Genomic DNA, 20,732 nt, shown 5'->3' with positions numbered 1-20,732 from the left:
TTGTATCAGTCCACTGTCCGCTAACCACTCAGGGCGGCTGTAATATGTGCGCCGCCTGGGGCATCGCCTTCAGCCCCAGGGGCGTTCGCGATACCATTTGGTGATGACATGCTTGACGCCGCTGCGGACCTTCATGCCGTGATGGATGCTGGCGGGGTTGAAGCGATCCGGGGTGATGCGGTTGTTCCAGGCGAGCAGCTTGCCGGTTTCGGGTTGCACCGTCTTGCCGATCTTCGTGAAGCGGGTTGCGCCGCCGGCGGCCGGTTCGTTGAGATAGACCATCAAGGTCCAGGTGCGGTTGCCCGCGACCGCGCAGAATTTGTCATAGTCCGCGCCCTTGGGTTCGAAATAATCGGTATGCGCCTTGAATTCCTGGCCGACGCCGTAGCGCTGGCCCTGGATCGGTTCGCCATATTGGGTGGCGATGCCGGCGAAGCTGTCGAGCCGGGCGTTGATGGCGGCGACGAACGGGTCGCCATGGTCGAGGTCGCAGGTCTCGCTGGTGCGGAAATAGCCATCGCCATTGGCGTCGGCGATGGTCGAGGGGCGACGGTCTGCATCGATCCGCGCGATCACCTGCGCGCATTCATCAAGACTCAGGAAATCACGCTGGATGAAGAGGGTGAGATCCTTGCTGGGCACCCGCTGGACGCGCGGATGGCTGGCGATCCAGGCCGGATCGGCGTCAGGGGCGGCGGGCGGTGACAGGATCGGGTCGGACAAGGTCATGGGCATTTCCGCGAATGACGGCGCTGCAGGCCGGTTTCCGTGGCCCTAGCTATCGTTGACCCTGCGAAATGCAAGCATCGTCGCGGCCCCATTGCTACCTGTCATATTATGGTAACATAAACGTCATCTGGCAGTAAGAAGAGTTGCCTAGCAGGCGGGCGAACCAAGGGGGACATTTCGGCTCATGCGTGTGCCGTTCGGCGACAAGTTGCAAGGGTGGCGGCGCTATGCGCGGCCGGTCGACTGGCTGGGGCTGGTCGAGAAGCTGTCGCTGGCAGTGCTGGCGTTGCAGCTTGCCCGGCTGGTGTGGGTATTGCTGACGCCGGTCGGCGCCTTCGGCCCCTGGGAAGGGCGCCAGGCGCAGGTGCTTTCCGCTAGTGCGCGACAGGCGCTGTTCGCCAGTTTCGATCCCTTTTTCCGCACGGGCGCGCCGCAGGCGGGCAATGGCGTCGTCACCTCGCTGGCGCTGACGCTCTATGGCGTGCGGCTGAACGAGGGGACGGGGCAGGGATCGGCGATCCTGGCGACGCCCGACGGCATCCAGAACAGCTATGCCGTGGGCGACGAGATCATGCCCGGCGTGGTGCTGAAGGCGGTATTGTTCGACCATGTGACCATCGATCGCGGTGGGGCGGAGGAGCAGGTGTTCCTCGACCAGTCCCAGCCGGCGTCGGCGGCCGGCGGACCGGCTGGTGGGCCGGGCGGCGCGCCTGAGGGGGATATGGCGCCGGGCGAAGGTGCGCCCTCTCCGGTGCCGGGCCGCGATGCGCCGAGCGCCGATGCGGTGAAGCGCGACATCGGCTTTTCCCCGCGCACCCAGAATGGCCGGGTGACCGGGCTGGTGCTGAGCCCCAAGGGGCCGGGCTTTCAAAATGCCGGTTTCCAGGCCGGCGACATCGTGACCCAGATCAACGGCCAGCCGATCGGATCGGCCGGTGACCTGGCATCATTGCAGAACCAGATCGTGCCCGGCGCACGCCTGTCCCTGACCGTGGAGCGCGGCGCCGTCACCGTGCCGATCAACCTGATATTGCAAGGCCAATGACCAGACATATCCTCAAATATTCCGCCGCCCTCGCGCTGGTCCTGGCTGCCCCGGTCCCCGGCCATGCGCAGCAGACGCTGAATGTGCGCGATGCCGATATCCGCGCCTTCATCCAGGATGCCGCGCGCGTCACCGGCCGCACCTTCATCATCGACAACCGGGTGCAGGGCAAGGTGTCGGTGGTGACCGACCGGCCGCTGTCCAAGTCGGAATATTTCGAGATCGTGCTGTCGACGCTGCGCGCCAATGGCCTGGTCGCGGTGCCGGCGCCCGGTGGCGCCTATCGCATCCAGCCGGCGGACGGCGCGGCCGGCCAGCCGAGCGCGGTGGGCCGGGCGGCGACCCGCAACAGCTTCGTCACCGAAGTCTTCCGCCTGCGGTCGGTCGATGCGGCAAGCGTGCTGGAAACGCTGCGCCCGCTGATCAGCAAGGAAGGCACGGTCACCGCCAATCGCGCCGGTAACAGCATCGTCGTCGCCGACTATGCCGATAATGTCGCGCGCATCCGCCAGGTGATCGCGCGGGTCGACCGCGACACCAGCTCGACGCAGATGGTGATGCTGAAAAATGCCGGCGCGCGCGAGATCGCGACATCGCTGCAGGCGCTGGTGCAGAGTGGCGGCGGCGAAAATGGCGCGCCGGCGGCCGCCAGCGTGGTGCCGATCGACAGCAGCAATGCGATTGCGATCCGCGGCGATGTGAACACCGTCACGCGCCTCGCCAATATGGCGCGCGAGCTGGACCGTCAGGCGGCGAGCGGCACGGAAATCCGCGTCTATTGGCTGGAGCATGCCGATGCGGAGAAGCTGTTGCCGGTGTTGCAGCAGTTGATCGGCCAGTCGAGCAGTTCGCCCGTTACCTCGTCGGTGCCGGCGGCGGGCGCCAGCGGCGGCGCTGGCGGCGGTGCAGCCCCGGCCAGCGCTGCGGCAGCGCCGGTCGCAGCGGCCTCCAGCGGATCGAGCGGCAGCGGCATTTCGACCCGCGGCCCGGCGATCGTCACCCGCTATGAAGGCGCCAATGCGATCATCGTTGCCGCCAACAGCGACGTGCAGCGCATGCTGGGCGAGACCATCCGCCAGATCGACACCCGCCGCGAGCAGGTGCTGGTGGAGGCGATCATCGTCGAGATCAGCGACGCGGCGGCCAAGAAGCTGGGCGTGCAGTTCCTGCTGGGCAGCACATCGACCGGCTTTGCCGCGACCAATTACAGCAATGCCTCGCCCAGCCTGATCACCATCGCCGGTGCCTATGGCGCGACCAAGCTGGGCACCACCAAGACGACGGTGGTGGCGGCCGATGGCACGACCACGACGACCGAGACGCAGACCAACAGCGACCTGGCCAGCAGCCTGACCCAGGCGGCGGTTGACAGCCTGGCCAGCGCGACCGGCATCGTCGGGGGCCTTGGCACGCAGATCGGCAAGAATGGCATTTTCGGCGCGATCATCAATGCGGTGAAGTCGGATACCGAGAGCAATCTGCTTTCCACGCCGTCGGTGATGACGCTGGACAATCAGAAGGCGTCGATCCTGGTCGGCCAGCAGGTGCCGGTGACCACCGGGGAGGCGCTGAGCCAGAATTTCGACAACCAGTTCCGCACCGTCCAGCGCCAGGATGTCGGTATCAAGCTGGAGGTGAAGCCGCAGATCAACACCGGCGGTGCGATCAAGCTGTTCCTGAAGCAGGAAGTGTCGAGCGTGGCGGGGCCGGTCAGCAATTCGAGCAGCGACCTGATCATCAACAAGCGCGAGATCGAGACCACGGTCACGGTCGATGACGGCGAAATCCTGGCGCTGGGCGGCCTGCTGGACGATAATGAGCGCAAGACGATCGAGCGCATCCCGCTGCTGTCCGACATTCCGGGCATTGGCGAGCTGTTCAAGTCGCGCAGCAAGAGCCGGACCAAGACCAACCTCATGGTCTTCATCCGCCCGACCATCCTGCGCACCAAGGAAGATGCACAGCGCCTGACCCAGCAGCGTTATGGTTATGTGCGCGGCATGCAGTTGCAGCGCAGCCCCGACAGCGAGCCGACCATCGACGAGCTGGTGCGTGACTATATGGGCGCGCAGCCGCCGATCGCGCCGCAGCCTGGCGACATGACGGTCGAGCCGCAGGCCGGTGCCGCCGCGCCGGCAACATCGCCGGCACCGGGACAGGTCCAGGTCATCGAACCCACGGTGCGGCAGTCGAGCGGCGTCGTCCGCCCGGTCGACCTGCCGCCAAGCGGAGAGCAGAAGTGAGCGAACAGGAGCATGTGACGGTAATGCCGTCGGTTCTTCCGCCACGGCCCGTCGACATCCCCTATGGCTTTGCCCGCAAGCATGGCGTGGTGATGCTGCCGCAGGATGGCGAGCGACTGTCGATCGCGGTGCGCGAGGGCAGCGATCCGCGCGTGCTGTTGGAGGTGCGCCGTCATCTCGCCCGCAGCTTCGACGTGCGCTTTGTCGAGGCGCCGCAGTTCGACCGGCATCTGTCCGATCATTATGCGATGGAGGGCAGCGCCGCCGCCATGGCCGGGTCGATCGACGTCGGCGCGGACGAGCTGGACATATTGGCCGCCGACATTCCGACCGCCGACGATCTGCTCGACAGCGCAGACGACGCGCCGGCGATCCGCCTGATCAATGGCATCATTGCCGAGGCCGCGCGCCAGGGCGTGTCGGACATTCATATCGAACCCTATGAGACGGGCCTGATCGTGCGGATGCGCGTGGACGGCGTGCTGCGTGAGACGCTGCGCATGCCGCCGCATGTCGCGCCGGTGGTGGTCAGCCGCATCAAGGTGATGGCGCGGCTCGACATTGCCGAACGGCGCGTGCCGCAGGATGGCCGTATCGGCCTGACCCTGGGTGGCAAGCTGCTCGACGTGCGCGTATCGACCCTGCCGAGCCGGGCGGGCGAGCGGGTGGTGCTGCGTATCCTGGACAAGGAAAATGCCGGCATCACGCTCGACCTGCTGGGCATGACCGGCGCGCCCGACCGCATCTTCCGCGAGGGGCTGAGCGAGCCCAACGGCATCATCCTGGTCACCGGACCGACCGGTTCGGGCAAGACCACCACGCTCTATGCCGGCCTGCGCAACCTGAACGATGGCAGCCGCAACATTCTGACGGTCGAAGACCCGGTCGAATATGCGATGGAGGGCGTCGGCCAGACCCAGGTCAATGCCAAGGTCGGCCTGACCTTCGCCGCCGGGCTGCGCGCGATCCTGCGCCAGGATCCCGATGTCGTCATGGTCGGCGAAATCCGCGACCGCGAGACCGCCGAGATCGCGGTGCAGGCATCGCTGACCGGCCATCTCGTGCTGTCGACCGTCCATACCAATGACGCGGTCGGCGCGATCACCCGCATGCGCGACATGCGGGTCGAACCCTTCCTGCTCGCCTCGACGCTGCGCGCCGTCGTCGCCCAGCGGCTGGTGCGGCGGCTGTGCCAGCATTGCCGCGAGCCGGTGCAGGCCGACAAGTCGGCAAGCGCGCTGCTGGGCTTTGACCCCGGCACGATCATCTACCGGGCGCGTGGCTGCGACGAATGCAATGGCACCGGCTACAAGGGCCGGATCGGCGTGTTCGAGGCGATCCGCGTCGACGACACGATCCGCCGCCTGATCAACGATGGCGGCGACGAGTCGCTGATCGCCCGCCATGCCTTCCTCAATGCGCCGAACCTGGGGTCGGCTGCGCGCGCGCTGGTGCGCGACGGCCAGACCACGGCCGAGGAAGCGATCCGCGTGTCGCGCCGCGATGCGACCGAGGTGGAAACCATTGCCGATGACTGATTTCGACTATGTCGCGATCGACCCGGCGGGCAAGGAACGCAAGGGCAGCATCAAGGCGGACAGCCTGGACGAGGCGCGGGGCAAGCTGGATGCGCGCAAGCTGTTCGTCGTCCGGCTGGAGCCGGGCGCGGTGTCGGTCGCGCGCAAGCGGGCTGGCCTGTCGCTGCGCGCGACCAAGCTGTCGGCCAAGGAACTGACGCTCTTCACCCGGCAGTTGTCCACGCTGATCCAGGTGAGCCCGCTGGAGGAATCGCTGCGCACGATCAGCCGGCAGAGCGAGCAGGATCATGTCCGCGCGATCGTGGGCAAGGTCCATTCGGGTGTGCTGGAGGGACGGCGACTGGCCGATGCGCTGGGCGCGGAGCCGAAAAGCTTTCCCGCCCTCTATCGCGCGATGGTGTCGGCCGGCGAAAGCTCGGGTAGCCTGCCGACCATCATGGAGCGTCTGTCGGAACTGATGGAGCGGCAGGCGATCATGCGCTCCAAGGTGCTGACCGCGATCGCCTATCCTTCCGTGCTGGCGACCTTTGCCGTGTTCGTGGTCGCGGCGCTGATGATCTTCGTCGTGCCCAAGGTGGTTGAGCAGTTCGACACGGTGGGGCAGCAATTGCCGTTGCTCACGCGGATGGTGATGGGCATTTCCGCCTTTCTGGCGGGCTATTGGTGGTTGTTGCTGATCCTGATTGGCCTCAGCGCCTTCGGCTTCTGGCGCGCGCTCAAGATCGACAGCTTCCGCTATCGCTTCGACGCGATGCTGCTGGGGCTGCCGGTGCTGGGCCGGCTGATCCGCGACCTGCACGCCGCGCGGATGGCGCGCACGCTCTCGACGATGGTGGCGAGCCGGCTGCCGCTGATGGAGGGGCTGTCGCTGACCGCCAACACGGTGCATAATCGGGTGCTGCGCAAGGCGTCGGACGAGATTGTCGAGGCGATCCGGGGCGGTGGCAGCCTGTCGGCGGCGTTGAAGCGGGCAGGGGTGTTTCCCCCGCTGCTGGTTTATCTGGCGGCGAGCGGCGAGAGTGCCGGGCGGCTCGACACGATGCTGGAACGCGCGGCCGATTATCTGGAACGCGAGTTCGACGCCTTCACCTCGGCCGCGCTCGCCATGCTGGAGCCGATCATCATCATATTGATGGGCGGCATCGTCGCCGTCATCATCCTGTCCATCCTGCTGCCGATCCTGCAGCTGCAAAGCCTGACCGGGGCTTGAAGGAGTAGAATATGCTGAAGTTGAACAAGATCCGGGCCGCGCTGATCGAACGGGAGGCGCAGCTTGCCGCCCGTCGCTCCGCCGAACAGGGCTTCACGTCTTCGAGGCGTTCCGCCGAACACGGCTTCACGCTGGTCGAACTGATGGTCGTGATCGTCATTATCGGCCTGCTGGCGACGATCGTGGCGATCAACGTCATTCCCGCGACCGACACCGCCCGCGTCGAAAAGGCCAAGGCCGACATTTCGACCATCGAGCAGGCGCTGGAGCAATATCGCCTCGACAACCTGACCTATCCTGCCGCGTCGGACGGGTTGCAGGCACTGCTCAATCCGCCCGCGTCGCTGGCGCAGCCGCAGCGCTACCGCCGGGGCGGCTATATCAAGAAGCTGCCGCAGGATCCGTGGGGTCGCGCCTATATCTACACCGTGCCGGGCAAGAAGGGCGCGTTCGACATCAGCTCGCTGGGCGCCGATGGCCAGCCGGGCGGCGAGAATGAGAATGCGGACATCTATTCCAGCGAAATGTGATGGCGCACGCGGAGTGGGGCGAGGTGCCTCGCTCCGCTCGGCAGGGGGCCTCGACAGGCTCAGCCCGAACGGTGGTGAGGCATTGGCTCCGCCACGCAACGGCTTTACCCTCATAGAACTGATGGTCGTGCTGACGATCATCGGCTTCATTTCGGCTGCCGTGGTGATCGCCATTCCCGATCCGCGCGGCCGGATCGTTGACGATGCCGACCGCTTTGCCGCGCGCGTTGCCGCCGCGCGCGACGAAGCGGTCGTTACCGCGCGCCCGATGGGCGTGTGGGTCTCCGCCTCGGGCTATGGGTTTCAGCGCCGCGAGGGCGGCCAGTGGGTGCCGATGGAGGAAAAGCCCTTCGTCAGCGCCAACTGGAAGACCGGCACGCGCGCATTGGTGGGGCAGGACGGCCGGCAACAGATTGCCTTTGACGGCACTGGCCTGCCCACCGATCCGCTGACCATCACCCTGGCGCGCGAGGCGGAGCGGGTGCAGGTCAGCGTCGACATGGCCGGAAAGGTCGCGGTCGGTGGCTGATCGGCGAAGCGAAAACGGTACCGCGCCTTCGTCGCGTTCCGCCCAACAGGGCTTCACGTCTTCTATGCGTTCCGCCCAGCAGGGCTTCACGTCTTTGAGGCGTTCCGCCGAACACGGCTTCACGCTGCTCGAAATGCTGGTTGCGCTGGCGGTGTTCAGCCTGGCGGCTTTGGCGCTGGTGCGGTTGCAGGGGGTGACGCTGCGCACCGCCGCCGATCTCGACAGCAAGGCGTTGGGCCAGATCGTCGCCCGCAACCTGATGGTCGAGGTGCAGAGCGATGTGGCCCCGCCCTCGGTCGGCGAGGAGGATGGCGAGGTCGAGAATGGCGGTCGCCGCTGGCACTGGACCCGCACCGTCAAGGCGACCGAGGACAAGCGCCTGTTGCAGGTCGATCTGGTGGTCGATGGCCAGCCGGGCGCATCGCCGGTGGTGCTCAGCTTCCTGCGGGAGGTGGAGTGATGAGGCCGGAGAAGCCACAGAGTGAACAAGGCTTCACGTCTTTGAGGCGTTCCGCCGAACACGGCTTCACGCTGATCGAGCTGCTCGTCGCGCTGATGATCTTCGCGATGCTGGCGGCGGCAGGTGTGCTGTTGCTGGGCAACAGCGTGTCGGCGCAGGCGCAGGTCAAGGCGCGGCTGGACGACATGGCGGCGATCCAGCGGGCCGCGGGGGCGTTGTCGGCCGATCTTGGCCAGGCGGTGCCGCGCATCAGCCGCACCGAGGCGGGGACGCTGGCGCCGGCCTTCTGGGCGCATCGCGATGGCGAGGAACAGCCGGTGATGCAGTTCGTGCGCGGCGGATGGGACAATCTGGGCGACCTGCCCCGGCCGTCCTTGCAGAAGGTCGAATATTGGGTGCGGCAAGGCCGGCTGGAACGGCGCGGCTATGCCCAGATCGACGGCGCGGCGGGCGACGAGCCGGCGGCGCTGCTCGACCATGTCGAGGAGGTGACGCTGCGCTTCCGCGACATTCAGGGCGAGTGGCGCGAGGAGTGGACGCCAGGCCAGCCCGACCTGATGCCGCGCGCGGTGGAGATGCTGGTCAAGCGCACCGGCGAGCCGCCGGTCACGCTGCGTTTCCTGGTGGCGCCCGGTCCCAAGGAAGCACCGCTTGACGATCAGGAGGCGGCCAATGCGGCGGCCTGATCCCAACCGGCCCGAAGAGCGCGGCGCCGCGCTGCTGACCGTATTGCTGCTGGTCGCGGTGATGGCGGTGGTGGCGGCCACGGCGCTGGAACGGGTAGCGCTGGCGACGCGGATGACCGGCAATGGCGGCGCGGTCGATCAGGGGCGGGCCTTTGCCGATGCGGGCATGGTGATCGCGCGCCTCAAGATCGGCGATCTGGTCGCGGCCAGCCCCGGCAAGACGACGCTGGCGGGCAACTGGATGGGCACGCCGCAGGCGATCCCGGTGCCCGGCGGCATGGCGACGGCGCGCGTGACCGACGGCAGCAACTGCTTCAACCTCAACAGCGTGGTCGCCGGCAATAATGAGAACAGCCTGAAGGTGCGCCCGGTGGCGGTTTCGCAGTTCCAGGCGCTGTTGCAGGCGCTGGGCGTCGATGTGCGCCAGGCGCAGGTCGCTGCCGCCTCGCTCGCCGACTGGATCGATACCGACAGCGTGCCCCAACCGGCTGGGGCGGAGGACGAAACCTATGCCCGCGCGGCGCGGCCCTATCGCTCCGCCAACCGCTTCATGGTCGACGCCAGCGAATTGCGGGCGGTGAACGGCATCACGCCGGCGGTCTATGATCTGGTCCGGCCCTGGGTCTGCGCGCTGCCGGTGTCGGACATGTCGCCGATCAATATCAATACCTTGCTGCCCGATCAGGCGCCCTTGTTCGCGATGCTGCTGCCGGGGCAGCTGAGCGTGGCGCAGGCACGGCAATTGCTGGCGCAACGGCCGGCGGAAGGCTACGGCAGCATACCGCAATTCTGGCAGGCACCCTCTCTGGTCGGGCTCAGTCCGCTTACCGAGGTGGCCGAGCAGGTCAAGTTGACGACGGGATTTTTCAGAGTGGACGTGTCGGTGAATGTAGGGGGAACGCAAGTGGTGGAGCGCGGGCTGATCGATGCCCGGCAACCGCCGATCCGGCTGGTGCGGCGCGATTGGGGGGTGGGCGCATGAGTTCGGCCGATGCCCTGATCATTGCCCTGCCCGAGGGGGCGGAGGACGCGCCGACCTGGATGCGGGTGGTGGATGGCGCGATCGTCCAGACCGGCGCAGGCGCCAACTGGCTGGCCGCCTGTGGCCTGGCCGCGCTGCCCGACAAGGCGCGGGTGATGCTGGTGCCGCCGGCCGCGCTGGTGGCGCTGCAATGGGTGTCGCATCCCGACCTGCCAGCGCGGCAGGGGCGGGCGGCGGCGCGGCTGGGCGTGCTGGCCGGCGCCATCCTGCCGTCCGACCAGCTGTTTGCCGCCGCGGACGAGAATGACGATCCCGCCCGCCCGCATATCGTGGCGGTCGCGGCGCGCAGTGACATGCAGCATTGGCTGCTCTGGGCGCAGCATCATGGGCTGGACCCCGACATCATCGTGCCGGCGGCGCTGCTGTTGCCGGAAAGCGATGATGGTTTCGTATCCGGAATGATTTGTGGGGCGTCCGTATTGCGCGGCCCTGACATGGCGCTGACCGCCGATATGGCGCTGCCTGAACTGATCGGCGATGCGCCGGTGCGGGAGGTTGGGGCGGACGAGATCGAAGCGCGGCTGGTTGCCGCACTCGATGCGCCGCCGATCGACCTGCGCCAGGGTGATTTCGCCAAGCGGGTGCGGCGGCAGATCGATACGCGGGCGCTGGGCGGGATCGCGATCTGGTGCGGCCTGATCCTGCTGGCCAGCCTGCTCATCAGCCTGGTGACCCTGGTGCGGCAGAATGTCGCCGCCAGCCAGGTTGATGGCGAGAGCCTGGCGCTGGCGCGGCAGGTGTTGCCCGAGGCGAGCGACGTGATGCAGGTCGAGGCGGAGATGGACCGGCAACTCGCCGCGCGCGGAGCCGGCGCCTATGCCTTCACCGCGCCGGTCGCCGGCCTGATGAGCGCGATGCAGGATGCGCCGGGCGTGTCGCTGACGGCGCTATCGCGCGATCCCGACGGGATGCTGCGCGCGACGCTGGCCGCCGCCAAGGCGGATGACATCAACATCGTGCTGCTGGCGTTGCAGGCGGCCGGTTACACGATCACCGCGACCCCGTCCCAGGATCCGGGCGGGCGCACGCTGGCAGATATTACGGTGCGGTCATGATGGACAGGATGAAGGCCTATTGGATCGAGCGGTCGCCGCGCGAACAATGGATGCTGGGCGTGATGTTCGCGCTGCTGGCGGTGGTCATATTGTGGCTGGGCGTGGCCCGGCCGCTGACCCATGCGCAGGTTTCCGCCCGCGATGCTTTGCGCGAGGCAACCGATCGCATCGCGGCGATTCGCGCCAAGGTGAAGCTGCTGAAACATCTGCCGCGCAGGCCCGCGCCGACCGGCCCGGCCATCCCGATCGAACAATTTGTCGGCCAGAGCGCCGGCGAGGCCGGGCTGACGTTGGAACGGGCGCAGCCGCAGGGCAATGACCGGATGGAGATCGCCATCGCCTCGGTCCGACCGGTGGCGATGATGAGTTGGATCGCGGGGCTGGAGGCGCAGGGGCTGCGCGTCGAGACGATGAGCGCGCGGCCCTCCCCGACGGCGGGCAGCGTGTCGGTGCAGGCGGTGCTGGTGCGCGGAGGCGGCCAGTGAAGGGGCTGATCCTGTCGCGCCGGATGCGCATCATCCTGATCGCGCTGTTCATATTCGGCCTGATCCTCTTCATTCCGATGCGGGTGGCGCTGGGGCTGGCGCAGTTCGACCGGCTGGGCCTGGCCGCGCGCGAGATACGCGGCAGCGTGTGGAGCGGGCGGATCGACCAGTTGATGCTGGGCGAAATACCGATGGGGTCGGTGCGTGCCGGCCTGTCGCCCCTGTCGCTGCTGGTCGGCCGGGCGCGGTTCGACATCGCCCGCCATCGCGGCCAGCCCGACGATATCCAAGGGGCGCTGACCGTCGGACTAGACCGGATCGGCATCGATGACGTGACCGGTTCGGTGCCGCTGGGCCGCACCTTCGCGCCGCTACCGGTCAGCGGGCTGATGATGGAGGATGTCAGCGGCTATTATCGCGGCGATGTCTGCGGCCATGCCGAAGGCCGGGTGCGGGCGCGGATGGCGACGCAGATTGCCGGGCTGAACCTGTCGCAGGGGCTGTCGGGCACGGTCGCCTGTGATGGTGACGCGCTGCTGCTGCCGCTGGTCAGCCAGTCGGGAATGGAAAAGATTAACCTGCGTATCTGGCGGTCCGGCCGCTATACCGCCGAAATGCGGGTGGAAACCGCCGACCCGGCGCTGGCGGGGACGCTGGGGCAGGCGGGCTTCGCGACGGTCGGCAATGCCTATGTGCTGAAGGTCGAAGGGACGCTGTGATCCATCCCTGGGCGGCCCTGGTCGGCGCGATCGCGGGTGCGATCGCGGGCAGTTTCCTTGCCACGCTGATCCTGCGCTGGCCGCAGGGGCGCGGCGTGATGCGCGGCCGGTCGGCCTGCGACGGTTGTGGCCGGCTACTGGGGCCGATCGACCTGGTGCCGATGTTGAGCGCGCTGGTGCAGCGCGGCCGATGCCGGAGCTGCGGCGCGGCGATCGATCCGCTCCATGGCCGAGTGGAGGCGGGCTGCGCCATCATCGGCGCGCTGGCGCTGGGCTTCGCGCCGGATCTGGGCGGGATCGGCTGGGCGCTGCTCGGTTGGCTGCTGCTGACCCTGGCGCTACTGGACTGGCGCCATTTCTGGCTGCCCGATGCGCTGACCCTGCCGCTGGCCTTCTTCGGCTTTACCCTGGGGCTTTGGACCACCGATGTTGCGTTGATCGATCGGGTGATCGGCGCGGCGGCGGGCTATCTGGGGCTGCTGGCGATCGCGCTCGGCTATCGCGCGCTGCGCGGGCGTGAGGGGCTGGGGCTGGGCGACGCCAAGCTGCTCGGCGCGATCGGCGCCTGGCTGGGCTGGCAGGCGCTGCCCTTCATCCTGCTGATCGCCGCCTCGCTGGGGCTGGCGGGGGCGCTGGTCGCGCTGGCGCTGGGCCGGGCCGTACAGGGGCAGAGCCGGGTGCCATTGGGGACTTTGCTGGCGATCGCGACGCTGCCGGGCTGGATCGTGCGAGGGTTGATCTAGGGACGATAGACATTCAGATGATGACGTGACGAAAATGGTGGTTTTCCGTGGTTCGGAGCACAGCGTACTTAGGGTCAGGACTCGTTGATCAAAGCCAAAAGATGACGGTGGCAGCGAGGGCGATGGCGGAGAAGAAGGCTGTCGGGCATGGATCGTAGCGGGTAGCAACCCGGCGCCAATCCTTGAGGCGTCCGAACATGATCTCGATGCGGTTGCGCCGTTTGTAGCGACACTTGTCGTATTTGGCGGGTTTGCTCCGGGATTTCCGGCCCGGGATGCACGGTTTGATACCCTTTTCCTGCAAGGCGTCACGAAACCAGTCGGCATCATAGCCCCGGTCGGCCAGCAGCCATTGGGCTTTGGGAAGCTCGTCGAGAAAAGCAGCAGCACCGATATAATCGCTGACCTGGCCCGCAGTCATGAAGAAGCAGATCGGGCGACCATTGGTATCCGTCACGGCATGAAGCTTGGTGTTCATGCCGCCTTTCGTGCGTCCGATCAGGCGGCCAGCATCCCCTTTTTTATCCGCAGGCTTGATGCCGTGCGGTGCGCCTTCAGATAGGTCGCGTCGATCATCACCGTCTTGCGTTCGGAAGACTGAGGCGCAGCCAAACCTTCCATCATCCGCAGGAACACGCCCTTATCGCTCCACCGCTTCCAGCGATTGTAGAGCGTCTTGTGCGGACCATAATCCTTCGGTGCATCCCGCCAGCGCAGCCCGTTACGGTTCACAAAGATGATCCCGCTCAACACCCGTCGATCATCAACCCGGGGCTTGCCATGGCTCTTGGGGAAATACGGCTCAAGCCGCGCCATCTGGTCGTCCGTCAGCCAATACAGGTCACTCAATTCCAGTCTCCTCACGGAGCATGAATCAGATCGCAACGCCCATATCAATGGATCCTGACCCTAACCTCCTAGCGCGTAGACTCATTACGCACTGCACCAGATGCGCACGCAGATGAGCTTGATGGCTGCGAGGAAGTTGGCAGGGTCTTTGTCATAGCGGGTGGCGATGCCCCGGAACTGCTTGATGCGGTTGAAGAATCGTTCGACGAGGTTTCGCTGTTTGTAGAGCCACGGCGAGAAGGCGAAGGGTTGCTTGCGGTTGGATCGATTGGAAATGTTGGCCCAAACGTTTCTGGCAGCAGCGGCCTGACGGATGGCGTTGCTGTCATATCCTTTGTCCCCCAGCAGGGTTGCGCCCTCGGGAATGGCCTCAATCAGCGCTTCGGCTTCACAGGCATCATGGACTTGCCCGCCGGTCAGTCTCAGGCCGACAGGGCGTCCGTCAGCATCGACAAGAGCATGGAGTTTGCTGGTGAGACCGCCCCGGGAACGTCCCATGCCACGATCGCAGCTTCCCCCTTTTTGCCCGTCGCACCATTCTGGTGGACGCGCATGCAGGTGGAATCGATCATCACCAGTTCACCATTATATCCGGCGGAAACCGCTGCCAGAAGCCGGTCCCAGACCCCGGCTTTGCGCCAGCGGACAAACCGGTTGTAGCAGGTCGTCGAGGGGCCGTAGCGCTCGGGCACTTCGGCCCACGTCGCTCCTGAGCGAAAGCGCCACATAATCCCGTTGAGAACCCGGTGATCATCCACCCGCGCCACGCCCCGTGGTTTGTTGGGCAGCAACGGCTCGATAATCGCCCATTCCCGATCTGTCAGTTCGTACCGCCGCCGTGCCATCAAGCCCTCCAACTCTCGAGGCCTCTGAATCACGTCAATCGCCAATCCTCAAGGCTTTTATGAGTTTACGGCCTAACTACTTCAAGCCGTCGCCAACCCATACATCAAAATCCTCTAAGGCCGTTTTCCGCCCGGCTGGCTGCGCTGGGCTTCGGTCAGGCTCTGGAGAGCGCGGCCTTGCATGTCGATTTGGCGCTGTTCGGAATAGCTGAGGCCATCGCGGGCGCTGCGATCGGCCTGGGCGTCGGCGCGGTCGGCCTCGCGGCGGAGCGCGCGGGCCTGTTTCTTGCTGAGCGTGCCGCTCTTGCGTCCGTCGCGTATGTCCTGACGCGCGCGATCCAGTTCATAGTCGCCCGAGGGGCGAGGCTCGACCCGGACATTGACCGGGCCGGGCGGTGCGGTCGGCTCTGTCTTGGGCGCGATTTGCGCGGGCAGCGCGGCGGGCAGGGCGAGGGCGGTCAGAAACAGGCTGGGCAGGGCAAGGGGGATGCGCATGGCGTTGCTCCTACAGGACGGGGCACGGTCGGTTCCCGGCGCTGAACCCGCGCTGAACCTTCAGCCGATGATGTGCGGCACGAAGCGCGCGGCATTGCCGGTGATCGGCCCATCCTCGCGAATGCCCATGCCGGCCGGGTCGCCATCCACCACCCAACTGCCCAGCACCGGCCGCCGGTCGCCCGCGCCGGGCAGGGTATAGAGCCGCTGGTAGATGAAGCCTTCCTCGCCATAGTCGCCGCCGCTCTGGGCGACCGTTTCGCCATCTTGGACGAGGCGGATATTGGCGCCCTCGCGCGACAGCAGCGGTTTCACCACATGGTCGCCCGTCATGGCGACGCGGCTGGCCTCCAGCAAATTGGGGTGGCCGGGGAACAGATCCCACAGGATCGGCAGGATCGCCTTGTTGCTCCAGATCATCTTCCAGATCGGCTCGATCCACAGGGTGGAGGACAGGCTTTCCACCACTTCCCGGCCAAAGGGTTCGTGGACGATCCATTCCCAGGGATAGAGGTGGAACAGGGCGTCGATCGGCCGATTGTCGAGATCGACGAAGCGGCGGCGCTGATGGTCCCATCCCAGTTGCGGGGTCTGGATCAACTGGGTGTCGATGCCCGCTTCGCGCGCCGTGTCGGCCATATAGGCGACGGTCACGGCATCCTCGCCCATATTGCCGTCGACATAGGTGAGGTGCAGCATCGACGTGCCACGCGGCGGGGCGATGGCGCGCCAGCGGTCGACCAGCCGCTCGTGCAGGCTGTTAAACTGGTCGGCGGCGGGAAAGACGGCCTCCTTCCAGTCCCACTGGATCACCGATGCTTCCAGTAGGCTGGTCGGCGTGTCGCAGTTAAACTCGAACAATTTGGGCGGACCGCTGCCGTCATAGCCGAGGTCAAAGCGGCCATAGTTGAGCGCGGCCGGCTCGCCGTCCCACGCCTCGCGGATCGCCTGATGACAGAAATCGGGAATGCCGAAGCTGCCGAGCAGATCCTGATCCAGCACATGCTGGCCGGCGGCGAGGAACAGGCGATAGAGTTCGGCGGTCGCCTGCTCGATCTCCGCGATCTCGTCCGGGCTGAAGCGATAGCAGGCGCTTTCATCCCAATAGGGCTGGGCATCGGCGCCATGCCAGACCAGGCCCAGATGCTCGACGCGGGCCTGCCAGTGCGGGCGCGGCGTGCAGGCGATCCGTTCCATCAGCTGTGGCCGCTGCGCCCCGACAGGCCAAGGCCGCCGCGCGTCACATTGGCCGAGGATGCCGGGCTGTAGCTATGGCCATAGGAAGGCGCGATCGATCCGCCGCTCACCCGTTCGCCCACGCGCGCGACTGCGCTGCCCCGGCCCAGATAATACCAGCCATGACCGCCACCGCTGCCGCCCCAGCTGCAATTGCGGTCCTCGACCCGGCGCTCCTGCGCGTCGCGGCACACACGCACGTCGCGGTCGGCCGTGTCGGGGCTGCGCGAGCAGCCGGTGGCGAGCAGGGCCGCCGCCATGGCCGATGTGATCGGCAACATGCGCCGGTCGAATTTCTGGGTCATGATCCCCCTTATAGCCCCGAAGATGAAAGGCCGGCGACAGCGTCCCCATGCTGTCGCCGGCCTTGACGATGCTTATTTGCCCGCGCGGTCCTTGTCGCGGATGGCGCGGAATTCGTCGCCATCGACCCAGTTGGGCCAGTCGGTGGTGTTGGCGAGCGCGCGGCCGACATCATAATAGAGCTTCAGGTCGGCGGCGACGCCGGTCCAGTCCCAGTTGGGATCATATTCGTCCTTGGGGCCGTGATAACGGTGCTCGGTATAATCCTCGGCTGCGGCCATGCCGGCGGCGGTGCCGCCCTTCACCAGATCCTCGCCGCCCTCGAAATAGAGCATCGGCAGGCCATGCTTGGCGAAGCTGAAATGGTCGGAACGGTAATAATAGCCCTTTTCCGGGGTCGGTTCGAGCGTCGCGACGCGGCCCTGCGCACCCAGCGCGCGGTCGAGATAGGCGTCGAGCTGCGACTTGCCCTTGCCGATGACGACGACATTCTTGGCGAGGCCCGCGACGCTCAAGGCATCCATGTTGACGCCGCCGACGGTCTTGCTGAACGGGAAGACCGGGTTGTCGCCATAATAGGCCGAACCCAGCAGGCCCGATTCCTCACCGGTGACGGCCAGGAACACCTGGCTGCGGTCGGACGGGCCGGCCTTCACATTGGCCTGGGCCAGCGCGACCAGCGCGGCGGTGCCAGTGGCATTGTCGACCGCGCCGTTGCAGATATCGTCGCCGTCGGGCGCGGCCTGGCAATGGCCCAGATGATCCCAATGGGCGCTGTAAAGCACATATTCGTCGGGCCTGGTCTTGCCCGGCAGCAGGGCGACGACATTCTTCGACGCATGCTTGCGCAGGTCATTGTCGAACGAGACATTTGCCTTGATCGCGCCCAGCGGCACGGCCTTGAAGCCCTTCTGCTTGGCGGCGGCCATCTGCTGATCGAGGTTGAGGCCGGCGTCGGCGAACAGGGCGGCGGCCTTGTCCTTCTGGATCCAGCCGATCGCGGCCGACTGGTCGGCATTGCCGCCCGGATTGTCGGCGACATGCTGTGACCCGGTCCAGCTCGACTGGACGACGTTCCAGCCATAGGCGGCCGGTTCGGTGTCGTGGATGATGATCGCGGCGGCGGCGCCCTGGCGCGCGGCTTCCTCGAACTTATAGGTCCAGCGGCCATAATAGGTCATGGCGCGGCCATTGAACGGACCGGTCAGGCCCGGCGTCTGATAATCCGGGTCATTGACCAGGATCAGCACCGTCTTGCCCTTCACGTCCAGGCCGGCATAGTCGTTCCACCCCTTTTCCGGGGCGTTGATGCCATAGCCCACGAACACGACCGGGCTGTCCTTTACCTCGATCCGGGGCTGGGTGGTGCGATAGGTGCCGATCACCATCTCGGGACCATAGGCGGCGGTGATCGGGGCCTTGCCACCGGTGAAGCTCAAGGCGGAGACGTTCTTGGCGGTGATCTCGACCAGCGGCACGTCCTGGAACCAGCTGCCCTTGTTACCGGGCTTGAGGCCCAGCTTCTCGAACTCGGCGGTCAGCAGCGCCAGCGTCTTCTCCTCGCCCACGGTGCCGGGCGCGCGGCCCTCGTAAGCGTCGGACGAAAGCTCCTTCACCAGCCGCTTCATCATGTCGATCGAGGGGGCGGCGTCGCTCTTGGCGGCCGGGGCGGCCAGCGCGACGGCGGGCGTCAGGGCGGGAGCGGAAAGGGCGAGAACGGCGGCGATCGCCGCGACGGAGCTGCGCATGGAAGGAACCCTTGTCTTTATGGAATGCGCCTGATGCCACTGCGATGGGCCGAGGGCAAGAAATGCCGATTGTCACATTTGTCGCACTTGGTTAGCAATCGGGCCGGGGAATTTTGGGGGAGCGTTTTTCCAGAATGAATTATGTTGCAAGCACGGTGCGCCTGGGCGCGCTGATGGGTTTCTGTTCGCTGTCGGCCATCGCCCATGCCGAGCCGGATGCGCTGGCCAAGGCCTTTGGCGCGCGCGAAACTGTGATTTCGGCCAGCCTGTCGCCGGACGGGCAGAAGATTGCGCTGGTCACGGCTGGCGCAGGGCGAACGACCCGCACCTATGTGCTCAATGCGCAGGAAGGTGCGGAACCCAAGGTGGTCGCCGGCGCGAGCGGGAAGCCGGAATATCTGTATCGTTGCAACTGGGCTTCGAACGATCGGCTGGCCTGCACCATCGGCGGAGAAAGCCGAGTCGGCGACGATGTCTATGGCTTCAGCAGCATCTTCGCGGTCGATGCAGCCGGCGGCAATGTTCGCCCGCTCAGCAAGCGGCATGGTGAAAATGCCTTAGATTTCGACCTGCGCGGCGGCGAGATCATCGACCTGACGGCGGGTGAGGAAGGATCGGTGCTGATGACCCGATCCTATGTCCCCGAAGCAAAGGTTGGCAGCCTGATTGATCAGAAGCTGCAGGGGCTTGGCGTCGATCGTGTCGATACCCGCACCGGTGGAACCAAGCGCATCGAACAGCCTCAGCCGTTGGCCTTTGATTATATATCGGACGGTCGTGGCGCCGTTCGGGTCATTGGCCTCCAGGAGAATAAGGGGTCGGGTTATGCCAAGGGCACATTCCGTTATCTCTATCGTTCCAAGGGCAAGAATGATTGGAGTAGCCTGAGTGTTTATGACATGCGCGATCGCACCGGTTTTGTCCCCTTCGCCGTCGATGCGGACAAGGATATTGCCTATGGCCTGGAGCAGGTTGATGGTCGGCAGGCGCTCGTCAGTATCGCGCTCAACCCAGGCCTCGAGAAAAAGGTCGTATATGCCCATCCGAACGTCGATGTTACCAGTCTGGTGCAGGTCGGCCGCGATCGCCACGTGGTTGGGGCGGGGTTCAGTGAGGATCATGGCGAGGTCGTCTATTTCGACGAGCAGGTGAAGGCTCTGGTGGCGTCGCTCGGCAAGGCGCTGGGCGGCAAGGCGGTCTATATTGGCGACATGAGCCAGGATCGGCAGCGCGTTCTGGTCTGGGCCGGCAGCGATACTGATCCGGGCCAATATTATCTGTTCGATCGCACCGCCAAGAAATTGTCGCCGGTGATGCCCGATCGCCCGGAACTGGCAGGGCAGACCTTGGCTCAGATGAAGTCGATTTCCTACAAGGCGTCGGACGGCACGGTCATCCCCGCCTATCTGACCCTGCCGCCGGGCAAGGATAGCGCGAAAGGGCTGCCGGCGATCGTGATGCCGCATGGCGGGCCGGAATCGCGTGATGAATGGGGCTTCGACTGGCTCTCGCAATATTATGCCGCGCGTGGCTTTGCCGTGATCCAGCCGCAGTTTCGCGGGTCGGCCGGTTTCGGCGAGCAATGGCTTATGCAAAATGGCTATCGGTCCTGGCGGACGGCGATCGGCGATATCGTCGATGCTGGGCGTTGGCTGGTGGCGGAGGGGATCGCCGATCCCGTGAAGCTGACCATCGCGGGCTGGTCCTATGGTGGCTATGCGGCGCTGCAGGCGCAGGCGATCGATCCCCAATTGTTCAAGGCGGTGGTAGCGATCGCGCCGGTGACCGACTTTGCCGATCGTATCCGCCGGTCGCAATATAACGCCGATTATCTGTTGCAGCAGCAGCGCATGGGCACCGGCAGCGATGCAGCGGACGCATCGCCGATCAACCATGCCGCTGAATTCCGTGCGCCGGTATTGATGTTCCATGGGACCGACGATGGCAATGTCGACATCAGCCAGGCGCGTGCGATGCAGTCCAAGCTGGAAGGTGCGGGCAAGCGCAGCCGGCTGGTCGTCTATGACGGCCTGACCCACGGGCTGAACGACAGCGATGCGCGGGCCGACATGCTTCAGCAGAGTGCAGATTTCCTGTTGCAGGCGGGGAAATAGGTAGAGGAAAAGGGAGGCTTCGAGCCTCCCTTTTTTTGGCCTGTGGCCATGCGAGGCGAGGGGCAGGAAAATGGCCAAGGAAAAAGGCCAAAAGAAAAGGGCGGTCCCTTGCGGGGCCGCCCTTCTCC

The 20,732-nt window shown here is 65.9% G+C and carries 20 protein-coding genes and 1 pseudogene; 14 read left to right on the top strand and 7 right to left on the bottom strand.

Annotated elements, in window-relative coordinates:
• Window positions 1–69 precede the first annotated feature (69 nt).
• A complete protein-coding gene (locus tag DIZ22_RS09935; RefSeq protein WP_048937375.1) occupies window positions 70–729 on the bottom strand; it encodes a 2OG-Fe(II) oxygenase in 660 nt (219 codons plus the stop codon).
• Window positions 730–913: 184 nt separating this feature from the next.
• Between DIZ22_RS09935 and DIZ22_RS09930 the strand changes: the two genes are divergently transcribed.
• The 13 genes from DIZ22_RS09930 (at window position 914) to DIZ22_RS09870 (ending at window position 13,014) form a co-directional block, all read left to right on the top strand.
• Window positions 914–1,774, top strand: coding sequence for a type II secretion system protein N (locus tag DIZ22_RS09930; RefSeq protein WP_048937270.1), 861 nt, complete (start codon window positions 914–916; stop codon window positions 1,772–1,774).
• Window positions 1,771–4,017, top strand: coding sequence for a type II secretion system secretin GspD (gspD, locus tag DIZ22_RS09925; RefSeq protein ID WP_048937269.1), 2,247 nt, complete (start codon window positions 1,771–1,773; stop codon window positions 4,015–4,017). The genes DIZ22_RS09930 and gspD overlap by 4 nt, the downstream gene beginning before the upstream one ends.
• Window positions 4,014–5,555 (top strand): type II secretion system ATPase GspE, encoded by a 1,542-nt coding sequence (gspE, locus tag DIZ22_RS09920; protein ID WP_276309028.1) that lies wholly within the window; start codon window positions 4,014–4,016, stop codon window positions 5,553–5,555. Before gspD ends, gspE begins: the two co-directional genes overlap by 4 nt.
• Window positions 5,548–6,765, top strand: coding sequence for a type II secretion system inner membrane protein GspF (gspF, locus tag DIZ22_RS09915; RefSeq protein WP_122928149.1), 1,218 nt, complete (start codon window positions 5,548–5,550; stop codon window positions 6,763–6,765). The genes gspE and gspF overlap by 8 nt, the downstream gene beginning before the upstream one ends.
• A gap of 11 nt (window positions 6,766–6,776) precedes the next feature.
• Complete coding sequence (gspG, locus tag DIZ22_RS09910; RefSeq protein ID WP_048937267.1) at window positions 6,777–7,295, top strand: type II secretion system major pseudopilin GspG; 519 nt, start codon at window positions 6,777–6,779, stop codon at window positions 7,293–7,295.
• Between the two features lie 121 nt (window positions 7,296–7,416).
• Window positions 7,417–7,824, top strand: coding sequence for a GspH/FimT family pseudopilin (locus DIZ22_RS09905; RefSeq protein WP_048937266.1), 408 nt, complete (start codon window positions 7,417–7,419; stop codon window positions 7,822–7,824).
• 64 nt (window positions 7,825–7,888) lie between these two features.
• On the top strand, window positions 7,889–8,284 hold the full coding sequence (gspI, locus tag DIZ22_RS09900) for a type II secretion system minor pseudopilin GspI (protein ID WP_048937265.1): 396 nt from the start codon (window positions 7,889–7,891) through the stop codon (window positions 8,282–8,284).
• Window positions 8,284–8,970, top strand: coding sequence for a type II secretion system minor pseudopilin GspJ (gspJ, locus tag DIZ22_RS09895; RefSeq protein ID WP_048937264.1), 687 nt, complete (start codon window positions 8,284–8,286; stop codon window positions 8,968–8,970). The genes gspI and gspJ overlap by 1 nt, the downstream gene beginning before the upstream one ends.
• Window positions 8,957–9,952 (top strand): type II secretion system minor pseudopilin GspK, encoded by a 996-nt coding sequence (gspK, locus tag DIZ22_RS09890; protein WP_122928148.1) that lies wholly within the window; start codon window positions 8,957–8,959, stop codon window positions 9,950–9,952. The genes gspJ and gspK overlap by 14 nt, the downstream gene beginning before the upstream one ends.
• The gene (gspL, locus tag DIZ22_RS09885) at window positions 9,949–11,067 is read left to right on the top strand and encodes a type II secretion system protein GspL (RefSeq protein ID WP_122928147.1); all 1,119 of its coding nucleotides are present in this window, start codon (window positions 9,949–9,951) and stop codon (window positions 11,065–11,067) included. Before gspK ends, gspL begins: the two co-directional genes overlap by 4 nt.
• Window positions 11,064–11,552 carry a type II secretion system protein M gene (locus tag DIZ22_RS09880; protein ID WP_122928146.1) on the top strand — a complete coding sequence of 163 codons (489 nt, stop codon included), beginning with the start codon at window positions 11,064–11,066 and terminating at the stop codon, window positions 11,550–11,552. The genes gspL and DIZ22_RS09880 overlap by 4 nt, the downstream gene beginning before the upstream one ends.
• Window positions 11,549–12,271: a type II secretion system protein N gene (gene gspN, locus DIZ22_RS09875; protein WP_122928145.1), complete on the top strand. Its 723-nt coding sequence runs from the start codon at window positions 11,549–11,551 to the stop codon at window positions 12,269–12,271. Before DIZ22_RS09880 ends, gspN begins: the two co-directional genes overlap by 4 nt.
• Window positions 12,268–13,014: an A24 family peptidase gene (locus DIZ22_RS09870; RefSeq protein WP_048937259.1), complete on the top strand. Its 747-nt coding sequence runs from the start codon at window positions 12,268–12,270 to the stop codon at window positions 13,012–13,014. Before gspN ends, DIZ22_RS09870 begins: the two co-directional genes overlap by 4 nt.
• Window positions 13,015–13,102: 88 nt before the next feature.
• Here DIZ22_RS09870 and DIZ22_RS09865 read toward each other — a convergent pair.
• The 6 genes and pseudogenes from DIZ22_RS09865 to DIZ22_RS09840 form a co-directional block, all read right to left on the bottom strand.
• Window positions 13,103–13,863, bottom strand: a protein-coding gene (locus DIZ22_RS09865) for an IS5 family transposase (protein ID WP_107917574.1) whose coding sequence is annotated in 2 segments (ribosomal slippage) — window positions 13,103–13,527 and window positions 13,527–13,863 — 762 coding nt in all. Because the reading frame shifts where the segments join, the coding sequence is not laid out codon by codon here.
• A gap of 84 nt (window positions 13,864–13,947) precedes the next feature.
• A pseudogene (locus DIZ22_RS09860) lies at window positions 13,948–14,708 on the bottom strand (IS5 family transposase).
• A gap of 114 nt (window positions 14,709–14,822) precedes the next feature.
• Window positions 14,823–15,203 carry a hypothetical protein gene (locus tag DIZ22_RS09855; RefSeq protein WP_048939187.1) on the bottom strand — a complete coding sequence of 127 codons (381 nt, stop codon included), beginning with the start codon at window positions 15,201–15,203 and terminating at the stop codon, window positions 14,823–14,825.
• A 60-nt stretch (window positions 15,204–15,263) separates the two neighbouring features.
• Complete coding sequence (locus DIZ22_RS09850; protein ID WP_048939186.1) at window positions 15,264–16,400, bottom strand: glutathionylspermidine synthase family protein; 1,137 nt, start codon at window positions 16,398–16,400, stop codon at window positions 15,264–15,266.
• On the bottom strand, window positions 16,400–16,744 hold the full coding sequence (locus DIZ22_RS09845; RefSeq protein WP_048939185.1) for a hypothetical protein: 345 nt from the start codon (window positions 16,742–16,744) through the stop codon (window positions 16,400–16,402). Before DIZ22_RS09845 ends, DIZ22_RS09850 begins: the two co-directional genes overlap by 1 nt.
• A gap of 72 nt (window positions 16,745–16,816) precedes the next feature.
• Window positions 16,817–18,490 carry a M28 family metallopeptidase gene (locus tag DIZ22_RS09840; RefSeq protein ID WP_048939184.1) on the bottom strand — a complete coding sequence of 558 codons (1,674 nt, stop codon included), beginning with the start codon at window positions 18,488–18,490 and terminating at the stop codon, window positions 16,817–16,819.
• A 134-nt stretch (window positions 18,491–18,624) separates the two neighbouring features.
• Here DIZ22_RS09840 and DIZ22_RS09835 point away from each other — a divergent pair, with 134 nt between their 5' ends.
• Window positions 18,625–20,604: a S9 family peptidase gene (locus DIZ22_RS09835; protein ID WP_080993706.1), complete on the top strand. Its 1,980-nt coding sequence runs from the start codon at window positions 18,625–18,627 to the stop codon at window positions 20,602–20,604.
• The last annotated feature ends 128 nt before the right edge of the window (window positions 20,605–20,732 follow it).

It is taken from the genome of Sphingobium sp. LF-16, from assembly GCF_003711185.1.
GTDB lineage: Bacteria > Pseudomonadota > Alphaproteobacteria > Sphingomonadales > Sphingomonadaceae > Sphingobium > Sphingobium yanoikuyae_A.
Note: the sequence above shows the minus strand (reverse complement) of the source record. Positions and strands in the feature narration are given on the sequence as shown.